The organism is Aequorivita sp. KMM 9714 (assembly GCF_011065475.1).
Lineage (GTDB): Bacteria > Bacteroidota > Bacteroidia > Flavobacteriales > Flavobacteriaceae > Aequorivita > Aequorivita sinensis.
In genome coordinates, this window is sequence record NZ_JAAGRO010000001.1 from 404,998 (window position 1) to 424,523 (window position 19,526).

The following is a 19,526-nucleotide window of genomic DNA, read 5'->3' on the forward strand; positions in this document are numbered from 1 at the left end:
TATTTGCTCTAAATGAATAAATTAAAATCACATACTAGAACACGTGCACAGGAAAGCACAGGTGCCATCGAGAGGCTATATATAACAATGCGCCACCTCTTTAATAGAGGTTTTTATAAACCGATGGGCGTATCGGGAGAATCGCTTCGAGAGTCACTGTTAACACTGCGTCCCGAGATTTATGGATCGTTAACAGAAGAAAAAACCGAATTACAAGGTTTGCTCTACATTATGGATCGCTTGCCTGAAGGCATTGAAGAGTGTAGATTTATTAATCTTACTAGCGATGAAGGCTACAAAGACTCACATTTTAAGCCCATAATTCCGTTAAAACGTCGTAGAAACTGTTATCGCATAGACGATGAACAGATGAATATAGAAATCACACGAGGTAGGTCGGAGATTTACGATATTCTAACACATTTAACCTTCCTTTTTATTGAATCGCACAAAATAATGGAGCAAGTGCTTATTGAGCATTCTGGAGAGGTAATTCGCGATTGGAAGAAGCTAGAGCAAGCTGTGTTTAAAAAAGGTAAACTTACCCAAGAAGAAAAAGAAGTAACACTTACACATACTGCAAACTTCTTAGGAAGAACTTTTGAAGAAGTAAAAAACATCTTCCCATATTTCGCTACTGAAAGCAACGAGAATCGCTTTTTCAATATAATTTACTTTATGGGGAAATTAGCGATGGAAGAGGTTACTGAAAACAATAAACGTCTTATCACATTTAGTCCTGTATTGCGTGAACGCTTAGGGCATCATATACATGGTGAAGAATGGGCTTATAAAATTAAGCAAGTGCTGCAAAAGGAAGGGCTTTTAGAGCGTCCTGTTCACATAATAAGTGCAAATATGCATAGTGTAATGAACACTTTATATGCCGAAAAAGCACTACCTACTGAGTTTTCAAAGAAAAAGCCACTACAGGTTTTCGAAGCTTTAAGTAGCCCTATTAATACAAAAATGCGCGAGAAAGTAAACAAAACGGCACTTTCTGAAGGCATGATTTTTATTGAAGATCAAAGTGGTACTAATATAGATGTTCAGATTATAGACACTGCCAAAATCAAGAATAGCCCATATGTAGAGGGATTAGCCGATGTTGTTGATAATAAGAAACCTGTAATTGTTGTAATGGACTACGCTTTTGGAGAGCAGGCTTATGAAACAATGGACGAGTTGCTTAAACCATTTGAAGACGCTAATAATATTCGTCATTTATTAAATGTAGCTTCTGTTTCTATTATGGGGAAAGCAGGAATTCTTGAAGGTGGAAAAGGAGATATAATGATTCCTTCTGCGCACGTTTTCGAGGGAACAGCAGATAATTATCCATTTAAAAACAGACTAGACAAGTCCGATTTTAAAAATCACGATGTAAATGTGTACACAGGAACGATGATTTCGGTGTTGGGAACTTCACTTCAAAATAGAGATGTACTTAAGTTTTTTCACAACTCAACTTGGAATGTTATTGGTCTAGAAATGGAAGGTGCCCATTACCAAAAAGCTATTCAAGCAGCGGCAAAAATTAGACGAAGTATTAGTTCAAAAGTACAGGTTAGATATGCGTATTATGCTTCAGATAATCCATTAGAAACTGGAAGTACTTTAGCTTCTGGTGGTTTGGGTACAACTGGTGTAAAACCTACGTATTTAATCACCGAAAAAATGTTAAAACAAATATTAGACACCCCTAAAAAATAATTTTGATAAACGATAAAGTACTGATTACCGGTGGTGCAGGATTCATAGGTTCTAATTATGTAGAATACGTCCTAAAAAACTCAGAAGTCGAAATTTTCGTGCTGGACAAGCTAACTTATGCCGGAAATTTGAAGAATTTGGAGAGTGTTTTACAAAAAATCACCTTCATAGAAGGAGATATTTGTGATGCCAAATTAATTCAAGATTTATTCGAAAAACATCAGTTTAATAAAGTAGTTCATTTTGCAGCAGAGAGTCATGTGGACAATTCAATTTCTGGTCCTGGAGCGTTTATTCAAACAAACATTGTAGGCACTTTTAATTTGCTACAAAGTGCTTACAAAACTTGGATGTTTAGCCCAAACGAATTTAAGGATGGATTTGATAATGCACGTTTTCTTCATATTTCCACAGATGAGGTATATGGTACCTTAGGAGAAACGGGACTTTTTACCGAAAAAACACCTTATGCACCAAATAGCCCATATAGTGCGTCTAAAGCTTCTTCAGATTTTATAGTTCGCAGCTACTTTCACACTTATGGATTGCCAGTAGTAACCACAAATTGCTCTAACAATTACGGCCCGAATCAGCATAAAGAAAAACTTATCCCAACAATTATTCGCAAGGCAATTTCAGGAGAGCCAATTCCAATTTATGGAGACGGTAAAAATGTGCGTGATTGGTTGTATGTTACAGACCATTGCAGCGGAATTTATTTAGCGCTAAAAAATGGAAAACTCGGGGAAACATATAATATTGGAGGTCGCAACGAACGTGAAAATCTATATATAGCCAATGTAATATGCGAATTGCTAGATGAAATGCGTCCTAGAAAGGTTTCGTATAAAGAACAAATAACTTTTGTAACGGATAGGCCAGGCCACGATTTTAGGTATGCAATTGACGCTTCAAAAATTGAAAATGAGCTAGGTTGGAAAGCAGATGAAAATTTTGAAACAGGGATCAGAAAAACAATTACTTGGTATTTAAACAATCAAGACAGACTTTAATAACACTTGTATAACACTCTGTTAGTTATTAGTTTTGACAGTTCAAGTGAAAATATGATTAAGTATGAGAGTTCAAACAGCCTTCAGATTGGATAAAGAGTTACTTGATGCGGCTAAGAAAAAAGCAAAATCTCAAAAAAGAAGTTTAAATAATTATATTGAGGTTTTATTGCACAAGGATCTGGAAAACTATTTGAACAACGCTCCTGAAGAATCTAACTATGACTCAGAGAATGATGCGGATATTAATGCGGTGCAGAGTTACGATAAATGGATAAAATCCTTAAAAAAAGGGAATTAGAAGTCTAATGTTTTTCACTTAATTAAATTTGAAGAGCAATAGTAATTTTTAAAAAAATATCTTAGAACAAATTATTCGGTTTCATTCCGATCTGTTTTAATAAAGAAAAATATATGAAAGGAATAATTTTAGCAGGTGGTTCAGGAACAAGGTTACACCCTATAACCTTGGCTGTAAGCAAGCAACTTATGCCTGTTTATGATAAACCAATGATTTATTATCCGTTATCAACCTTAATGCTTGCGGGAATTAAAGATATTTTAATTATTTCTACGCCACAAGACCTTCCTCTTTTTGAGCAATTGTTAGGGGACGGTAAAAAACTAGGTTGCAACTTTCAATATGCCGAACAAGCCAATCCAAATGGACTAGCAGAAGCTTTTATTATAGGAAAAGAATTTATAGGAAACGACAAGGTTGCCTTAATTCTGGGCGATAATATATTTTACGGATCAGGATTAAAAGAACTTTTACAATCAAACAATGATCCTGATGGAGGCGTTATCTATGCGTATCACGTTTTAGATCCCGAGCGTTATGGTGTTGTGGAATTCGACAAGTCTGGAAAAGCGCTTTCCATAGAAGAAAAACCAAAAACCCCAAAATCGAATTACGCTGTTCCTGGAATTTATTTTTACGACAATAGTGTGGTTGAAATTGCTGCAAATATAAAGCCTAGTGCCCGCGGCGAATTAGAAATTACCGATGTTAATAACGAATATTTAAAACAGGGAAAACTAAGCGTAAGTATTCTGGATAAGGGTACCGCTTGGTTGGATACAGGAACATTTGCTTCTTTAATGCAAGCCGCACAATTTGTTGAGGTTATAGAAGAACGTCAAGGTTTAAAAATTGGCGCCATAGAAGAAGCAGCCTACGAAATGGGATATATTTCAAAAGAACAATTAATAGCCTTAGCCGAACCTTTACTTAAAAGCGGCTATGGAAAACATTTACTTCAACTAGATTAAACTTTGAAACTACTAAAAACCCCTTTAAAAGATTGTTTCATATTGAAACCTAGCGTTTTTCAAGATGAACGCGGATTCTTTTATGAAACATACAACCAAAAATTATTTCAGAAAATAACCGGATTAAACATTGATTTTGTTCAGGATAATCAATCTATTTCATCAAAAGGTGTTTTACGCGGACTTCATTTTCAACGGGGTGATATGGCTCAAGCAAAGTTGGTTCGGGTGGCTAAGGGGAAAGTGTTAGACATAGTTGTGGACATCAGAAAAAACTCTGAAACTTTTGGAAAGTCATTTTCAATAATATTAGACGATGTTGAAAACTTACAACTCTTCGTACCTCGAGGTTTCGCACACGGTTTTATAACGCTTTCGGAGCAGTCGATTTTTTCTTATAAATGCGATAATTTTTACGACAAAGCTTCGGAAGGTGGAATAATCTATAACGACGCAACCTTAGCGCTAGATTGGCATCTTCCAAAGGAAGAATTTATTGTTTCAGCAAAAGATCAAGAACTTCCTAGTTTTAAGGAAGCTATTTCATGAAAAAAATACTGGTTACAGGCGCAAACGGACAATTAGGAAAATGCATACAAGATGCGGCAGCCGATTTTTCCGACTTTGAATTTGTCTTTGTTTCTAAGCAAGAATTAGATATTGAAAACCCAGAGTTGCTGAAGAAATATTTTAGCGAAAATAACTTCACTCATTGCATAAACACAGCAGCATACACCAATGTAGAGAAAGCAGAAAGCGAGGCCGAAAAAGCCTTTGCTGTTAATGCAGAAGCTGTTAAAAACTTAGCTTCAATTTGCACAAAGCACAATGTTATTTTATTGCACATTTCTACAGATTACGTTTTTGATGGCAAAAAAAACAAAGCGTATTCAGAAAATGATGTTACCAACCCGATTAATGTTTATGGCGCTTCAAAGCTGAAGGGAGAAAGGTATATACAAGAAATCTGTAGTGCATTCTTTATTCTACGCACTTCGTGGCTTTATTCGCAATATGGCCATAATTTTCTTAAAACTATTTTGAAATACGCTGAAGCAGGAACACCGCTCACCATAACCACCGAGCAAACGGGAACACCTACCAATGCAAATAATTTGGCGGAAGCCTTGTTTCAAATAATTGTACAAGATTCCACAGAGTATGGCGTTTATCATTACAGCAATGGAGGTGAAACAACTTGGTATGGTTTTGCGGAAGCAATACTACTGCAAACCAAAAAATTAGAAGAAACAAATCTTGCAAAAACCAACCATTACAGTACTTTTGCCGCAAGGCCAGCGTATAGTGTTTTAGACAATACAAAAGCAAAAAATATTTTGAATTTAAAACAACTAAATTGGAAGGAAAGCTTGCAAACGGTTGTAGATAAAATAGTCGTTAATTAGTAATTATAAATTATGGCACAAGAAAATACGTCAGAGGAAATAGATTTAGGCTATCTATTTAAAAAAACTAATGATTTTTTTAAAGGAGTTATAAGATCGTTTTTTAAGGTTCTTGATTTCTTCAAAAAGTATTTCATAATTGTAATAGCCCTTATAATTATAGGTTTCGCGTATGGATATTATAAAGATTCAACAGCAGTAGAAACTTATAATAATGAGCTTATTGTAATTCCAAATTTTGAAAGTGTAGATTACCTATACGATAAAGTTGAAGCTATTAATCTTAAAATAAATGCTGGTGATACACTTTATATGCAAAAAGTGCTTGGCACTAACTTCCGTAATTTAAGAGGTATAAAAATTGAACCAGTTGTTGACCTTTATAACTTTATTTCAGAATCGCGAGAGCATATAGATATTTTCCGTATAATATCAGATAAACAGGACTTTAATGATTATATCGAGGAGTTTGCAAACAGCAAATATTATAAATATCACAAAATGTCTGTTGCTATTTCCGGCGATGATGTTTCTGAAAAAGTAATTGATGACTTATTTAAGTTTTTAAATACAAATGAACATTTAGTCGCTTATAAAGAAATATATCAAGAGGCGAAAGAGTATGAAATAAAGGAGTACTATAATATGGTGGCACAAATTGATAGCATGATAAAAGCAAGCGCTACATCCAAAAGTAGGCCTTCCTCTGTGGAAGTTGTTACAAATAACGACCAACATTTTTTAATAGATAAAAAAATGGATTTGTTGGAAGATATTGTAAAATTGAAAATGGAAAAATTGGATTATACTGAATCTATAAAAATTGTTAATGCTGAATATAATTTGAAAAATGAAAGATTTTTGAATTTTTCTAATAAAGTAAAATACCCAATTTACCTTGTATTATTATTTTCTGGATTCTTCTTCATTTTATATTTATTACGAACACTTAAACGTTACGCTTACTCCAATTAATTCTTGGAACTATTAAGATTAAAAGTATTTTTTGAGATAGATTTAAATGAAGATAAAAAATTTAATAGTATTCGGAACTCGCCCAGAAGCTATAAAAATGGCTCCGTTAGTTAAGGAGTTTTTAAAAAACGACAATTTTGAAACAACTGTTTGCGTTACGGCTCAACATCGTGAAATGCTAGATCAGGTACTTGAATTCTTCGAAATTAAACCTGATTACGATTTAAACTTAATGCGCCCTAATCAGAACCTTTATACTTTAACGGCTTCCATAATAGAAAATATGAAGCCGGTTCTAGATGAGGTAAAGCCAGACTATGTTTACGTTCATGGAGATACAACCACCTCTATGGCAGTTGGTATTGCAGCATTTTATAGCGGCGCAAAAATATGCCACGTAGAAGCTGGACTTCGTACATTTAACAGGCAGTATCCTTTCCCAGAAGAGTTTAACCGTCAGTTAACAGGAAAAATTGCAGATTTTCATTTTTCTCCAACAGAGCTTTCAAAGAATAACCTATTAGCTGAAAACACTAAAGAAGAAAACATCTTAGTAACAGGGAATACTGTTATTGATGCACTGCTTTACGGAATTGAAAAGGTAAATGCAGCCGATTTTAAGGATGATGAAATCGAGAACTTAAAAACAGTTTTAGACTTTCAGAAAAAGATAATTCTTGTAACAGGACATAGAAGAGAAAATCACGGAGATGGGCTTATAAAAATATGTTCTGCGTTAAAAACAATTGCAGAGAATAATCCCGATGTAGAGATAATATACCCAGTTCACCTTAATCCAAATGTAAAGGGACCTGTAAACGAACTTCTTTCTGGAATTACTAATATTTATTTAGTGGCGCCATTAGCCTATCCATCTTTTATTTGGTTGATGGAAAAATCGTATTTAATTATTACGGATAGTGGTGGTATTCAAGAAGAAGCACCTAGTCTTGGTAAACCAGTATTAGTTACTAGAACAACAACAGAACGCCCCGAAGCGGTTGAAGAAGGGACTGTTATTTTATTAGGAACCGATACAGATAGAATTGTTGAAGAATCGAATAAATTATTAAATAATACAGAATACTATAACGAGATGAGTATGTTGCACAATCCTTATGGAGATGGAAAGGCATCTGAAAGAATCGTTAATTTTATTGAAAAGAAATAATATGGATAATAAACCCACGGTAGTAATGATGGGACTTGGTTATATAGGGTTGCCTACAGCAGCCTTAATAGCTAGTAGAGGAATAAATGTAACAGGTGTTGATGTAAGTCAAAGTGTAGTCGATACAATAAATGAAGGTAAAATCCATATTGTTGAGCCTGAATTAGACGGATTAGTGCATCACGTAGTGAAGAACGGCTTATTAAAGGCATCTACAGAGCCTGTAACGGCAGATGTTTATTTGATTGCAGTGCCAACTCCATTTAAAGGAAAACACGTGCCTGACCTCGCTTATGTTGAAAGTGCAGTAAAGAATATAATACCTACCCTTACAAAAGGTGCCTTGGTAATTTTAGAATCTACTAGTCCGGTAGGAACTACTCATAAAATTCGAGAAATAATTTACGAGGAACGTCCTGACTTAAAAGACGAAATCTACATTGCTTATTGTCCAGAACGCGTATTGCCAGGGAATGTAATTTATGAACTTGAGCAAAATGATCGTGCGATAGGGGGAATTGATGAAGCTTCTACAGACAAAGCTGTAAGTTTCTATAAAAACTTTGTAAAAGGAGAATTACATAAAACCAACTCACAAACTGCAGAGATGTGCAAATTGGTTGAAAACTCATCTCGAGATGTTCAAATAGCATTTGCAAATGAGTTATCAATGATTTGTGATAAAGCAGACATCAATGTTTGGGAATTAATCCGATTAGCCAATAAACATCCTCGAGTAAATATTCTTCAACCAGGAACTGGGGTTGGAGGTCACTGTATTGCAGTAGATCCGTGGTTTATTGTTTCAGAATTTCCTGAAGAAGCAAAAATGATACGCGCTGCACGTGAGATAAATAACTACAAAACCGAGTGGGCGATAGAGAAAGTGAAAAATGCTGCACTTCAGTTTAAAATTGATAACGGAAGAGATGCAGTAATAGCCTGCATGGGCCTTGCTTTTAAACCTAATATTGATGATTTAAGAGAATCACCAGCATTACATGTAGCAGATCAACTTAGTACAGACGGGTTTAATGTTTTATTTGTTGAACCAAATTTAAGGGAGCATAGTGTATACGAATTGACATCTTTTTCAGATGCAAAGAAGAAATGTGATATTATGGTATTCTTAGTAGCTCATAACGAGTTTAAAAGTTTAAATGGAGAGATAGATATGCAGGTTTTAGATTTTTGCGGTGTAAGGAATTAAAGCATATATCAAACGTCTCTTAAAATCTAGCTAAGAGAAAATGGAATTAAGAATCGGATAGTTTTTTGATTTAATTGTAATTAGTGCAATTACGTAAATTTAGAAGAGTTCAACAACGAGTTATTATAATTTAAAATATGCTTTTCAACTCTATAGATTTTGCCATATTTTTTCCAATATTCTTTGTGGTTTATTGGATTGTCGCAAAAAAGCTAACCCTTCGAAATGCTTTTCTATTAGCTTCTAGTTACCTGTTTTATGGTTGGTGGGATTGGCGTTTTCTGTTTCTTATACTGTTTAGTTCAATTGTTGACTTTACTATTGGTCAGAAAATTTACGCAGCTACAAACAAAAGGGTTCGAAAGAACTATTTGTTAGTAAGCCTTCTAATCAACTTAGGGCTATTAGGGTATTTTAAATACACGAACTTTTTCATTGATTCATTTATCAATTCATTCCGGTTTTTTGGAGGCGAAATGGATTCATTCACCTTACAAATAATCCTTCCAGTTGGGATTAGCTTTTACACTTTTCAAACCCTTAGTTACACCATTGATATTTATCGCGATAGAATTAAACCTACCAAGGATAGGTTATCGTTTTTCACCTTTGTAGCTTTCTTTCCGCAGTTGGTAGCTGGACCTATTGAACGCGCGTCTCATTTATTACCGCAGTTTTTTAAAACCTATAATTTCGATTATAAAGCATTCAAAAGCGGATTGCTTTTAATGGCTTTTGGGCTGTTTAAAAAAATGGTCATAGCAGATAGGCTCGCTATTGTGGTAAATGAAGTGTACGGCAATCCAACGGGGCACAGTGGCCAAGATTTAATTATTGCAACAGTTTTCTTTGCCTTTCAAATTTATTGTGATTTTTCTGGGTATTCAGATATTGCAATTGGAATTTCTAGAATGCTTGGTTTCAATTTGATGAAAAACTTTGATACACCTTATTTTTCAACCTCAATTACAGAGTTTTGGAGAAGGTGGCACATTTCACTTTCCACCTGGTTTAGAGATTATGTATATATACCGTTAGGAGGTAGCAGAAATGGCGATTACAGAACTTACTTTAACCTGTTTGTAGTTTTTGTAGTTAGCGGACTTTGGCACGGGGCAGCGATTAATTTTGTAATTTGGGGAGCAATTCATGGGGTTATTATAGTTGTTGAAAAAGCATTGAGCAATACAGCATTAAAAGTCAATAGGAAACCGTTAATTCCTTCAGTTTTTTTTAAATTTTTCACCTTCGGAATAGTCTGTTTTGCTTGGATATTTTTTAGAGCCAATACCTTTGCGGACAGTGTCTATATTGTAAAAAACTTATTCAACTTCAACTTTGTAGATTGGAGTATCTATAGTTTAGGCTTACCATCCCATGAGTTTGATTTCGCCATAATCGTTATTGTTTTACTATTAATCTTTGATGCATTCCACCGAAAATATAATGCATTAAGAATTATTAACAAGTCCAATGTTGTTGTTCAGAGCCTAGTATATACATTGATTGTTTATTGTATCGTAATATTTGGTATTTACGGGAACGATAGTGTTTCAGAATTTATCTATTTCCAGTTTTAATGATGAAGAAGCGAATTATTTCTATAGTTGTTCTGTTGGCATTTTTAACGGCTGGATTTATATATTTAAATAAAGTTTTCTCAACTTCTCATTATTATATTAATACATCTGAAGATTTTAAAGCTTTGGCTAAGAAAACAAATATTGATGTAATTTTTTATGGAAGCTCACATGCATATACGGCCTTTAATCCACTAATATTTAATAAGGAAGACAGTATTATAAGTTTTAATCTTGGTTCAGATGCATTGAGAGTGACAGTTACTGATTTAGTTTTGGAAGAATCTTTAAAATATACAAAACCTAAACTAGTAATTTTAGAAGTTTATCAACATTCCTTAGTTTTTCCAGTTACAGAAAGTGGAAAGGGATACCAGTTGAGAGCTCTTGATTTCGTTTCAAATTTCTCGTCTTCAAAACTAAAAAAAGTAAGAAGTATATACGAACCAAAGGAATACCTAGGGGTTTACTTTCCTCTAATTAGGAATCATCAAAACTGGAATAAGTATAATTATCTTAATTTATCTAGACGATCTGTATTTGATATTAACGAAAACTATTATTTCAATGGTTTTTTAGGTTCAAATCTTATTATAGAAGGCGAAAATAGAGAGCGATATAAAGGATTCCGTAGGAAAATACCTTCCATTGATTCTACATCTTCAGATATAGCTCAAAGAGCTAAAGATGATATAACTAAGTTTATTTCAATTGCCAAGAAGGCTGGTAGTGAGGTATTAATTATTTCATCGCCTGATCCTAGGTTGAAATACTGGAATTATTACTTCTTTGATGAAATGAATGAGTTATGTGAAGCTTGGGGAGTTCCTTACTTAAATTTAAATGAATATTACGATGAAATGGATTTAAATATCAACGACTTCAAAGATTATTCACATTTAAATACGGAAGGTAGTATTAAGGCTTCAAGGTTTTTAGCTAAATATCTAAAAGAAAATTATACATTTAAAGATAGATCATCAGAAGACATATTTCCGGAGCAAACAAAAGGTTACGACGCCCTAATAGCTAGCTATAAGCCATTTAATCCAATATCATATCAAGAAAAGGTATATCAAACCTTGTTAGATGATTTAAAAATTACGAATCTTAAAGTTATTAAAGAACAGAAGAATAAACTATTTTTTACTATTAACTTTAAAGGAAAATTAAAAACACCACTTTCAATAGAAAATTACAGAATGGCAATTCATATTTACCCTCGAAAAAATGACTTGAATTCTTTAAACGAAAATAGCAAATCTCGAAATCGTAATTTTGAAATACACGGTTTTCTGTTTGAAAAAGACACAGATGTTATTAATCTAGAATTTGATTCCAATATAAGGGATATTGAAAAATTGGAGATGTTTCTTTATGATAAGCAGGGTTATAATGGAGTTAAAGGTCAAAAGGTGATTCTAGATTCTATTTCACTTAGTGAAATATAGTGATCAAATTTGTTCATATATATCAAATTCAATTTAAAGTTTATTGTAATTATTTTGGTTAACTAACTTGTAATGAAAAAATTTATTTTAGGCCTTCTTGTTTTCTTTTTCATTTTTTCTTGCAAAAAAAAGAACATCGATAATTATTTAGAATTAGGATTGGAAAACTATAGAATGTCAAGGAATATAAATCAAAATTTTATTGATAACTACGGTATTGATAAAGTAGCTTTTTATAGAATTGATAATAATTCATTAAAAGTAGTCCTTAAAATGAGTAATGAAAGTAATAAACAAAAGATTGATAGTCTTAGTTTAGGAGCTTATGTATATGTGGATAATAAGTATATTGGTGTAAATGATAGTAAACTAGACTGGAATACAAAGCCTGTATTAAGATACTCAAATAACCATAAATACATAATTGATACTATTACAATTCCTAATAAGACGATAGATAGTCTAGTTTTTTATCTTTATGATCGAGATAGTTATAAAAGAATAATAGGAACACGGATTTATTTGAAAAATATAAAGATTTAATGCAAGACACCTTTTGAGCACAAAACTATTCTTAAAAAATATTCTCTTAAACAACACCTCTCAAGGCCTTCAATTTGGTTCAAGATGGTTGTTTAATATTACGCTCATTAATATTCTTAGTGTCCACGACTATGCAATCTTTTCATTTGTGTATTCAGCTTCTAATATCCTGATGGCATTTATGCCTTTTGGAAGCCCCATTTTTTTAATTAATGAAACTCAGACGATTAAAAAAAGTAAAAAGACTTTTTTAAACTCTATTTATATAACGACGCTAATTTTTATTGCGACTTTATCTTTATATTTTATTTTAACTCCTTTTTTAGAATTTGTAAAAGGTTGGGATTTATTGATATACGGAATTGTCTTAGGGTATGTTCTCTCACTTAACCTCATCTTATTTTCTTTTTATAAAGGCGCAGGAGATTTTCTAAAAGAACTAAAAGCATATATCTATTTCTTTTTATTATTGATTTTATTCATTGGGTATTTATTCCTATGGGAAAATCCAGTATCTAATTTACATTTCATTTTCATAGTTCTTATTGCTATTAATCTTTTTGTCTTTCTCCTTTCTATTTTATTAGATCGGTCTATTTTGAAAGACAGCTCGCGCAAACAATCCCTATCAAAGGAAAATTTAAAGCAAAGTTTTTTAGAAAGAAAATATTTTGGATATCAAGATATGGTTACTGCGCTATACACTCAATCAGGAATGATACTCCTCTTTTATCTTCTTGATACAGAAACTTATGGTTATTATAGGGCGCTATTTGTGATTATAGCTCCTGTATATTTAATTACGGTTTCAATGTCGCAGGTAGTATTATCTTATTTAAAAAAGCTAAGCGGAAAAAGCTTGCTCAAAAACTTTAGAAAACTTCAATTATATAGTTTTTTGGTTGGTTTTGGAATTCTGTTGCTGTTATATTTTTTCAAAGACTTTATTTTCCAGCTTATAAAAGTGCCAAGTAATGATATAACACTCTTGGCGTTTGTTATAGTACTTGCAACAGCATTGACCCGGTTTGGATTCGCTAATTATGAAATGCTTCTTATCATTCTTGATAAGCAAAAGTTTAGATTCTATATTGTATTTATTGTAGCAATTATCAATATTATCCTTGTTTTCATGTTGCTCCCTAAATATGGATTGATAGGTGCAGTTTCCACCAATTTCTTCACATACTTTGCCCTCTTAGTAGGATTATTGTATTTTACAGAGAAATTCCTTAAATTGAAAGGAAATTAAAGGGTCTGAAATCCAATACTTCATAAAAACTTAAAGTAAATTATGAAAAAGTATATTCTAATCTTTATTCTTTTACTTTCAAGTTTTGTTTTTTCTCAAGACGGTGAACTCGATCTTTCCTTCGCAAATAATGGTATCTATAATCCAACAAACTTAAACTATGCCGGTTCGTTATTGGATCTTTCAGTAGATAGCTCCAATAATATATTCATTTCTGGAAATGTGGTAAACTCAGATGGCACCAAAAGTATCATGGTAATTAAGCTTCTGCCCCACGGTGAAATTGACACCAGCTTCGCGAATAATGGATATTCCTATGTTAATTTTAATCCTACAGCCTTTGTGAGTAAAAATATTGTTCTGGAAAATGGTAAAATTATATTGGTAGGAAGAATAAGAACTAACAATAACGATATTTTAATAGTTAGATTGGATTCTGATGGGACTTTAGATTCTAGTTTCGGCATCAATGGTCGTGTAACTATAGATTCAGGCTTTGGCGACGATAGAGGCATGGCGGTAGTTGAATATAACAATTCATATATTATAGGCGGTTATCTCTCAAATGCACAGAACAATACAGATTTTGCTTTGGTTAGGATAGATGAATATGGAGCGTTGATGACTGGTTTCGGAAATAATGGAATTCTTCAAATAGACCGAGATAATGGACAGGACATAATCAGGGATATTTTAGTTGATGATTTAGGTAATATATTAGCTTGTGGTAATACTACAGTTGAGAATTGGCCGCCTTATGACAACAGACTTTTTACCGCTTTTAAAACTGATGATTCTGGTAACTTCGATGCTAATTTCGGAGATGATGGTTTTGTTAATATTTGGCTAGGCGATAGTGCATACTCATTAAAAAAGATTGATGACAGCTATTTTATTACAGGTATTAATTTCGATCCAATGAGCGACGAAGGGAAAACCGTTATAGCAAAAATTGATTCAAGTGGAATTTTGGAGAATTCATTTGCTTTAAATGGGGTACTAATCCTTGAGTATGTTGATTATTATTATGCGGGCTTTTCATCTCTTATTCAGGACAATGGCAAGCTAATAGTTGGTGGGCCAAGAGTAGATTTTTTTAATGGCATTTTTGATTTATCTTACTCTCGAATCAATCCCAACGGAACATTAGATGTGAGTTTTGGGAATAATGGAATAGCAAGCTTTAATTTCTTAAATCAATTAGATGCATCTAGATCACTATCAAAACAATTTGATAATAAATTTTTATCCCTAGGGTTAGACCTAAATAACCACCTCTTCTTAACAAGACATAACATTGATCAAAGCTTATCCATTAACGATTCAGGGATTAGAAATCTTAATTATTTGGTTTATCCAAATCCAGTAAATGATAAATTATTCATAAAACGACCAACACGCGAACCTGCAACTGGGAATTTATACGATACAACTGGAAAGCTAATTTTAAGCTTCACACTTAACGATCAAGAAAACCAAATTAATCTGGAAAACCTTGCTGATGGAATTTATTTTTTAGAAATATATGATACTAAAAACATTATTGTTAGAAAAGTAGTGATAGAATAGTTAAGTAACATGGTTTTATAGAAAATATAACCCTTTTAAATAAAAAAATGAAAAAATACATTATAGTGCTTACTTTATTGTCACTGTTTTTTACATCTTGTAACAAAGATGAGATAATTCCAGATGAATTAGTCGGCGACAATCCTAAACTACTTTTAAGTGAGTATAATTACGATGACCAATATTGGAAAGTTAAAATGAAATATAATAGTTCTGGACAAATGGTAGAAAAGGGATTATTTGAAAATGGAGATACTACGAGACTCCCTTATATGCGCTTGAATTATTTTTATAATGCAGAAGGATCAATTAGTAAAGAAGAGTTTTATAATATTATTGTATTTGGTAAAGTGGATTATTTCTATAACAATAATAATCTTACAAAAATTATACATCGCATAGGCGCTGAAGACATTAGTTACACCACTTATGAATTTAATGAAGATGCAACTTTTTATTCACAAGAATCAGAGTATCATTGCGGAGGATGTGATCCACCCATAGTGGAAACATATAATCAACTTGAAAGTTTTGTTACTTACAATAGCGATGGCTTTATAACAAGAATAGAGAGAAAAAATCTAGATAATGAATTAGTGGATGATTTTACTTTTAATTATAACAATGGAAATATTATAGAAATTGTAGATGTTTTAAATTCAGATAAATTAGAAATTAACTATGATGATAGTCCAAATTTTAATACTTACATCACAGGAATACAATCTATTTTAAATGAAAGTATTTTAGGGTTGCCATACCTAGAGACATTTAGAACAATACTTTCTAATAAGCCTTTGTTCTTTAAATTCAATAATGTGAACAACCCACTTGAATATAAGTTTAATGGTGAAGTAATTAAAACCTTTAGATATGAGTACAATGAATATGGATATCCTGTTAAAATCAATATAGGACCATCTTCATCTACTCAGGTTAATTTAGAATATATTACCAATCCTTAATAATGGAAATTATGAAGTCAAAATTATTTACTCTAATAGTAGTTTTGAACGTAAGCGTTCATGCTCAATTTCAAGAGCATGTAATCGAATCAGCCCCATACATAGCCTCTGCAATAATTTCAACAGATGTTGATAATGATGGTGATAATGACATAATTGTTTCAGGAGGGATAAACAATCAATTAAGATGGCTTGAAAATACCGATGGTTTGGGAGCTTTCACTGTTGCACACTCAATATTAGAAATGCCGTATATGTACGCAGGAAACCTTGCTATTACTGATATTGATGGAGATAATAATGTTGATGTTCTAATAACACTTACTGAGCAGGATTGTGGTGATATAAGAACATTCAGAAATTTGGGAGCAGGGAATTTTGAATTGTTTTCAATCTCAATGTATAGTTGTGGGAATCAAACTCAGATTGGGATAGGTGATATAAATGGAGATAACAATAATGATTGGATTTCAAGTATTTCTGGCTCTGAATATAATGAACCTAGAGTGAGTTGGTTTGAAAATGACGGACTTGGAAATGCTACAGAACATCTTATAGAAAATTCCTTTTTAAGGGCATTTCAGCTCGTGGATGTAGATGGTGATGAGGATATTGATTTAATAGGTTTTACACATGATGGTGTGGGAAATACCCAAATAGTTTGGTTTGAAAATACCGATGGTGCTGGGAATTTTTTCAAGCACTTAATAGGGGTTAATCCAAGCTTGACTTATGACTCCAAATTAATTGCCGCGGATATGGATAATGATGGTAATATGGATATGGTTATCGCTTATAATAATACACTTTCTTGGTTCAGAAACGAAGGACAGGGAAATTTTGGTCCTGAAATTATTATTAATAGTGACCCAAGTTTCACTAAAACAAATGTTTTGGCGGTAGATTTAGATTCTGACGGACATATCGATCTTATATCCTCTGGAAGCAGTAACTCAATCTCCTATTACCAAAATGATGGAAATCAAAATTTTGTCACTACAACCATAATTGATAATACATACCGCCCTTATGGTGCTATTTACGCCAAAGACATTAACGGGGATAATAAAATTGATATAATTACAAATTCTAGTGAAAACGGAAAAATTGCGTGGTACGAAAATCAGATGGAATTATCTGTTAATCAAAATAGTGTACTTGATTTTTCAATTTACCCAAATCCAGTATCTGAAGATTTTATCATAACAAGATCAACAGGCGAACCAGCAATTGGCAATCTATACGATATGACCGGAAAGTTAATCTTAAATTTCTCTCTAAATAATCAAGAAAACCAGGTTAACGTGGAAAACCTTGCTTCTGGAATCTATTTTTTGAGAATCTCCAACAATAAAGATATTTTTATAAAGAAGATTGTAATTAAATAATGCGTTTTAATTCCATTGCTCTAAAATTAAACCTAGTGAGATATTCTTTCTTGATTTTCCTTATAGTATGTGGTATCGGTGCTCAAGCACAAATTGTAAACATACCCGATGCGAATTTTAAAAACGCACTCGTTTATGGATTGTCGCAGATACTAATGGTGATGGTGCTATTGATGGCCCAGTGGACACCAATAATGATGGTGAAATCCAAGTAGTAGAAGCTGAAGCAGTTTATAGATTAAAAGTGGATGACTTCAGTATAGCATCTCTGGAGGGAATACAAAGTTTCACAAATCTTCGAGAGTTGGAATGTAGCAATAACAATATCTCCAGCTTAGACTTATCCCAAAATTCCAAGCTAAAAGTTCTTTCGTGTATAATCAATCAATTAACCAGTCTGGATGTTTCGCAAAACCCGAAACTCGAACTTTTTGGCTTCGCAGAATCTAATCTGACTATTAATGATAATCAGTTTGCTTCAAATAGTTTGGCCCTCTAGATATGTGATTGAGAATTCTTTTTTAAATTGCTTAATTCAATAATACAGTTTAGTTATGCGAATTATTAAAATCGCGGTGCTATTATTTAATAGTATATTTACAATCACAATTCTAAAAACCTTTTTTACTTAATTTTTTTTTAAATCTCCATACGTTCGTATTTATGAATGTTTTAAAAAGAATTGAATTAAATAGCGGCTTAGTTCAACTCTTAGTATTGCTTAACGAATGAAGCTTCTTATATTCGCTTCTATTATGAGCTTGACAGTTTTGGTTAGGTTAAATATTACTCATTACTAAATGAAAGCACTATTAGAGAAAATTAATATTCGTGCATTACCCTATCTGCGGTTGTTCGTAATTGTTTTTTTATTAATTAATTTAATTGGCATTATTAATTTTCCTTTTTACAAGGAAAAAATGGAAAATGGAATTCTTTATTTATTAGTTTTTTTAGGATTAATAGGATTTATTTCCGGAACTATATTAATAAGAATACTTAAAATTAAATTTTCACCTAGTAAGGGGACTTTTAAACCTCATATTCTCAAATTTATATTTTGGGGTTCAAACATTTTTTCTTTTGTTCTCATTCTTGCTACCCATGCTATGAATGGTGGTATAATAATTTTAATGGGAGCAGCTCGATTTAAAACAATTTCATATACTAATATCTTCATTTATTTAGGAATTGTTACAACCCTACTGTTTTTCAGCAGTGAATTGTTGGCAAACAAAAAAGTAAAATGGTGGCATATAATTTTTATAGCGATTCAATCAGTTTCGGTTCTTTCTTTAGGATATCGATCCCCACTTATCATTCTAGCAGGTGGATGTGCACTCATTTTTGTAATTGTTCGAAATGATTTTCAAAATAAATATAAAAACGTATTCACTTTTAGAAACCTCTTAGTGGTACTAGGAGTTCTAGTTTTGATGTCTTCCATTTCGTCGTATAGGGTTAGTAGGCAATACGACGTAAGAAAATTCTTTAAAAATGTCGATTTAGACTATATGGATGATCATAGATATCTTATGCCATTTATGCCAACTTTGGCAGTTTTTAGATATGATCAAGAGGTGGTGAAAACATTAGTTAAAAAGACTGAAGGAAACCATTACTACGGTTATTTAGCTATAGCTAATTTTCTTACTGTTCTACCAGGTGAACAATTAGGGGTTAGAAATATTATTGGCGAAATAGTCGAGGCACGTAAACTCCCAGACGGAAAACCTTGGAGTATCACTCCTACATTACAAGGGGCATTGTTTGTAGATGGTGGTTATTTTGGTGTATTCTTTGGCTTTTTTGTTTTAGGAGTGTTTATAGAATACCTTAAAAAACTCATGAAGGCCAAAAAGGATCCTTTTTCAATTGCCCTTTATGTATTAGTTACAATAAATGTTTTAATGCTAATTCATACGGGATATTTTGATGTTATTTTCTTTATTTTAATGTTCGTAATTCTTATGTTAAAAATAGTTATTACCCGGGTTAGATACACAGTTTCAAAATAG

18 protein-coding genes are annotated in these 19,526 nt (G+C 32.5%); all 18 read left to right on the top strand.

The features are described from left to right. The first annotated feature begins 12 nt into the window (after positions 1-12). The 18 genes from G3A46_RS01820 to G3A46_RS01905 all read left to right on the top strand — a co-directional run bounded on the left by G3A46_RS01820 (position 13) and on the right by G3A46_RS01905 (position 19,526). Positions 13-1,713 (top strand): hypothetical protein, encoded by a 1,701-nt coding sequence (locus tag G3A46_RS01820; protein ID WP_139854185.1) that lies wholly within the window; start codon positions 13-15, stop codon positions 1,711-1,713. A 2-nt stretch (positions 1,714-1,715) separates the two neighbouring features. Beyond that, positions 1,716-2,726, top strand: coding sequence for a dTDP-glucose 4,6-dehydratase (rfbB, locus tag G3A46_RS01825; protein WP_165145466.1), 1,011 nt, complete (start codon positions 1,716-1,718; stop codon positions 2,724-2,726). Between the two features lie 88 nt (positions 2,727-2,814). Continuing rightward, the gene (locus tag G3A46_RS01830; protein WP_158319106.1) at positions 2,815-3,027 is read left to right on the top strand and encodes a hypothetical protein; all 213 of its coding nucleotides are present in this window, start codon (positions 2,815-2,817) and stop codon (positions 3,025-3,027) included. Positions 3,028-3,140: 113 nt separating this feature from the next. Further along, complete coding sequence (rfbA, locus tag G3A46_RS01835) at positions 3,141-3,998, top strand: glucose-1-phosphate thymidylyltransferase RfbA (RefSeq protein WP_139854188.1); 858 nt, start codon at positions 3,141-3,143, stop codon at positions 3,996-3,998. Between the two features lie 3 nt (positions 3,999-4,001). Further along, the gene (rfbC, locus tag G3A46_RS01840; protein ID WP_165145468.1) at positions 4,002-4,547 is read left to right on the top strand and encodes a dTDP-4-dehydrorhamnose 3,5-epimerase; all 546 of its coding nucleotides are present in this window, start codon (positions 4,002-4,004) and stop codon (positions 4,545-4,547) included. Continuing rightward, positions 4,544-5,404 carry a dTDP-4-dehydrorhamnose reductase gene (gene rfbD, locus G3A46_RS01845; protein WP_165145470.1) on the top strand — a complete coding sequence of 287 codons (861 nt, stop codon included), beginning with the start codon at positions 4,544-4,546 and terminating at the stop codon, positions 5,402-5,404. The genes rfbC and rfbD overlap by 4 nt, the downstream gene beginning before the upstream one ends. 12 nt (positions 5,405-5,416) lie before the next feature. Next, positions 5,417-6,379, top strand: coding sequence for a hypothetical protein (locus G3A46_RS01850; RefSeq protein WP_165145471.1), 963 nt, complete (start codon positions 5,417-5,419; stop codon positions 6,377-6,379). Between the two features lie 46 nt (positions 6,380-6,425). Further along, positions 6,426-7,550 carry a UDP-N-acetylglucosamine 2-epimerase (non-hydrolyzing) gene (gene wecB / locus G3A46_RS01855; protein WP_165145472.1) on the top strand — a complete coding sequence of 375 codons (1,125 nt, stop codon included), beginning with the start codon at positions 6,426-6,428 and terminating at the stop codon, positions 7,548-7,550. A gap of 1 nt (position 7,551) precedes the next feature. Beyond that, complete coding sequence (wecC, locus tag G3A46_RS01860; RefSeq protein ID WP_206735938.1) at positions 7,552-8,760, top strand: UDP-N-acetyl-D-mannosamine dehydrogenase; 1,209 nt, start codon at positions 7,552-7,554, stop codon at positions 8,758-8,760. Between the two features lie 137 nt (positions 8,761-8,897). Beyond that, positions 8,898-10,340 carry an MBOAT family O-acyltransferase gene (locus G3A46_RS01865; RefSeq protein WP_165145475.1) on the top strand — a complete coding sequence of 481 codons (1,443 nt, stop codon included), beginning with the start codon at positions 8,898-8,900 and terminating at the stop codon, positions 10,338-10,340. Continuing rightward, a complete protein-coding gene (locus G3A46_RS01870) occupies positions 10,340-11,791 on the top strand; it encodes a hypothetical protein (RefSeq protein ID WP_165145477.1) in 1,452 nt (483 codons plus the stop codon). The genes G3A46_RS01865 and G3A46_RS01870 overlap by 1 nt, the downstream gene beginning before the upstream one ends. 72 nt (positions 11,792-11,863) lie before the next feature. Then, complete coding sequence (locus G3A46_RS01875; RefSeq protein ID WP_165145480.1) at positions 11,864-12,334, top strand: hypothetical protein; 471 nt, start codon at positions 11,864-11,866, stop codon at positions 12,332-12,334. 13 nt (positions 12,335-12,347) lie between these two features. Further along, complete coding sequence (locus tag G3A46_RS01880; RefSeq protein ID WP_165145483.1) at positions 12,348-13,586, top strand: polysaccharide biosynthesis C-terminal domain-containing protein; 1,239 nt, start codon at positions 12,348-12,350, stop codon at positions 13,584-13,586. Between the two features lie 42 nt (positions 13,587-13,628). After that, the gene (locus G3A46_RS01885; protein ID WP_165145486.1) at positions 13,629-15,155 is read left to right on the top strand and encodes a T9SS type A sorting domain-containing protein; all 1,527 of its coding nucleotides are present in this window, start codon (positions 13,629-13,631) and stop codon (positions 15,153-15,155) included. Positions 15,156-15,220: 65 nt separating this feature from the next. Continuing rightward, complete coding sequence (locus tag G3A46_RS01890) at positions 15,221-16,120, top strand: hypothetical protein (protein ID WP_165145489.1); 900 nt, start codon at positions 15,221-15,223, stop codon at positions 16,118-16,120. Positions 16,121-16,131: 11 nt separating this feature from the next. Next, a complete protein-coding gene (locus G3A46_RS01895; RefSeq protein WP_165145492.1) occupies positions 16,132-17,508 on the top strand; it encodes a T9SS type A sorting domain-containing protein in 1,377 nt (458 codons plus the stop codon). Positions 17,509-17,689: 181 nt separating this feature from the next. After that, positions 17,690-18,007 (top strand): hypothetical protein, encoded by a 318-nt coding sequence (locus G3A46_RS01900; RefSeq protein ID WP_165145495.1) that lies wholly within the window; start codon positions 17,690-17,692, stop codon positions 18,005-18,007. 301 nt (positions 18,008-18,308) lie between these two features. Then, positions 18,309-19,526 (top strand): oligosaccharide repeat unit polymerase, encoded by a 1,218-nt coding sequence (locus G3A46_RS01905; protein WP_165145498.1) that lies wholly within the window; start codon positions 18,309-18,311, stop codon positions 19,524-19,526.

Excerpts from the sequence above, each read along its gene's own strand:
- G3A46_RS01885 (WP_165145486.1), top strand. The coding sequence starts at position 13,629 with ATGAAAAAGTATATTCTAATCTTTATTCTTTTACTTTCAAGTTTTGTT.
- G3A46_RS01870 (WP_165145477.1), top strand. The coding sequence starts at position 10,340 with ATGATGAAGAAGCGAATTATTTCTATAGTTGTTCTGTTGGCATTTTTA.
- G3A46_RS01820 (WP_139854185.1), top strand. The coding sequence starts at position 13 with ATGAATAAATTAAAATCACATACTAGAACACGTGCACAGGAAAGCACA.
- wecB (WP_165145472.1), top strand. The coding sequence starts at position 6,426 with ATGAAGATAAAAAATTTAATAGTATTCGGAACTCGCCCAGAAGCTATA.
- rfbD (WP_165145470.1), top strand. The coding sequence starts at position 4,544 with ATGAAAAAAATACTGGTTACAGGCGCAAACGGACAATTAGGAAAATGC.
- G3A46_RS01875 (WP_165145480.1), top strand. The coding sequence starts at position 11,864 with ATGAAAAAATTTATTTTAGGCCTTCTTGTTTTCTTTTTCATTTTTTCT.
- G3A46_RS01905 (WP_165145498.1), top strand. The coding sequence starts at position 18,309 with ATGAAAGCACTATTAGAGAAAATTAATATTCGTGCATTACCCTATCTG.
- G3A46_RS01865 (WP_165145475.1), top strand. The coding sequence starts at position 8,898 with ATGCTTTTCAACTCTATAGATTTTGCCATATTTTTTCCAATATTCTTT.
- G3A46_RS01895 (WP_165145492.1), top strand. The coding sequence starts at position 16,132 with ATGAAGTCAAAATTATTTACTCTAATAGTAGTTTTGAACGTAAGCGTT.
- wecC (WP_206735938.1), top strand. The coding sequence starts at position 7,552 with ATGGATAATAAACCCACGGTAGTAATGATGGGACTTGGTTATATAGGG.
- rfbA (WP_139854188.1), top strand. The coding sequence starts at position 3,141 with ATGAAAGGAATAATTTTAGCAGGTGGTTCAGGAACAAGGTTACACCCT.
- G3A46_RS01850 (WP_165145471.1), top strand. The coding sequence starts at position 5,417 with ATGGCACAAGAAAATACGTCAGAGGAAATAGATTTAGGCTATCTATTT.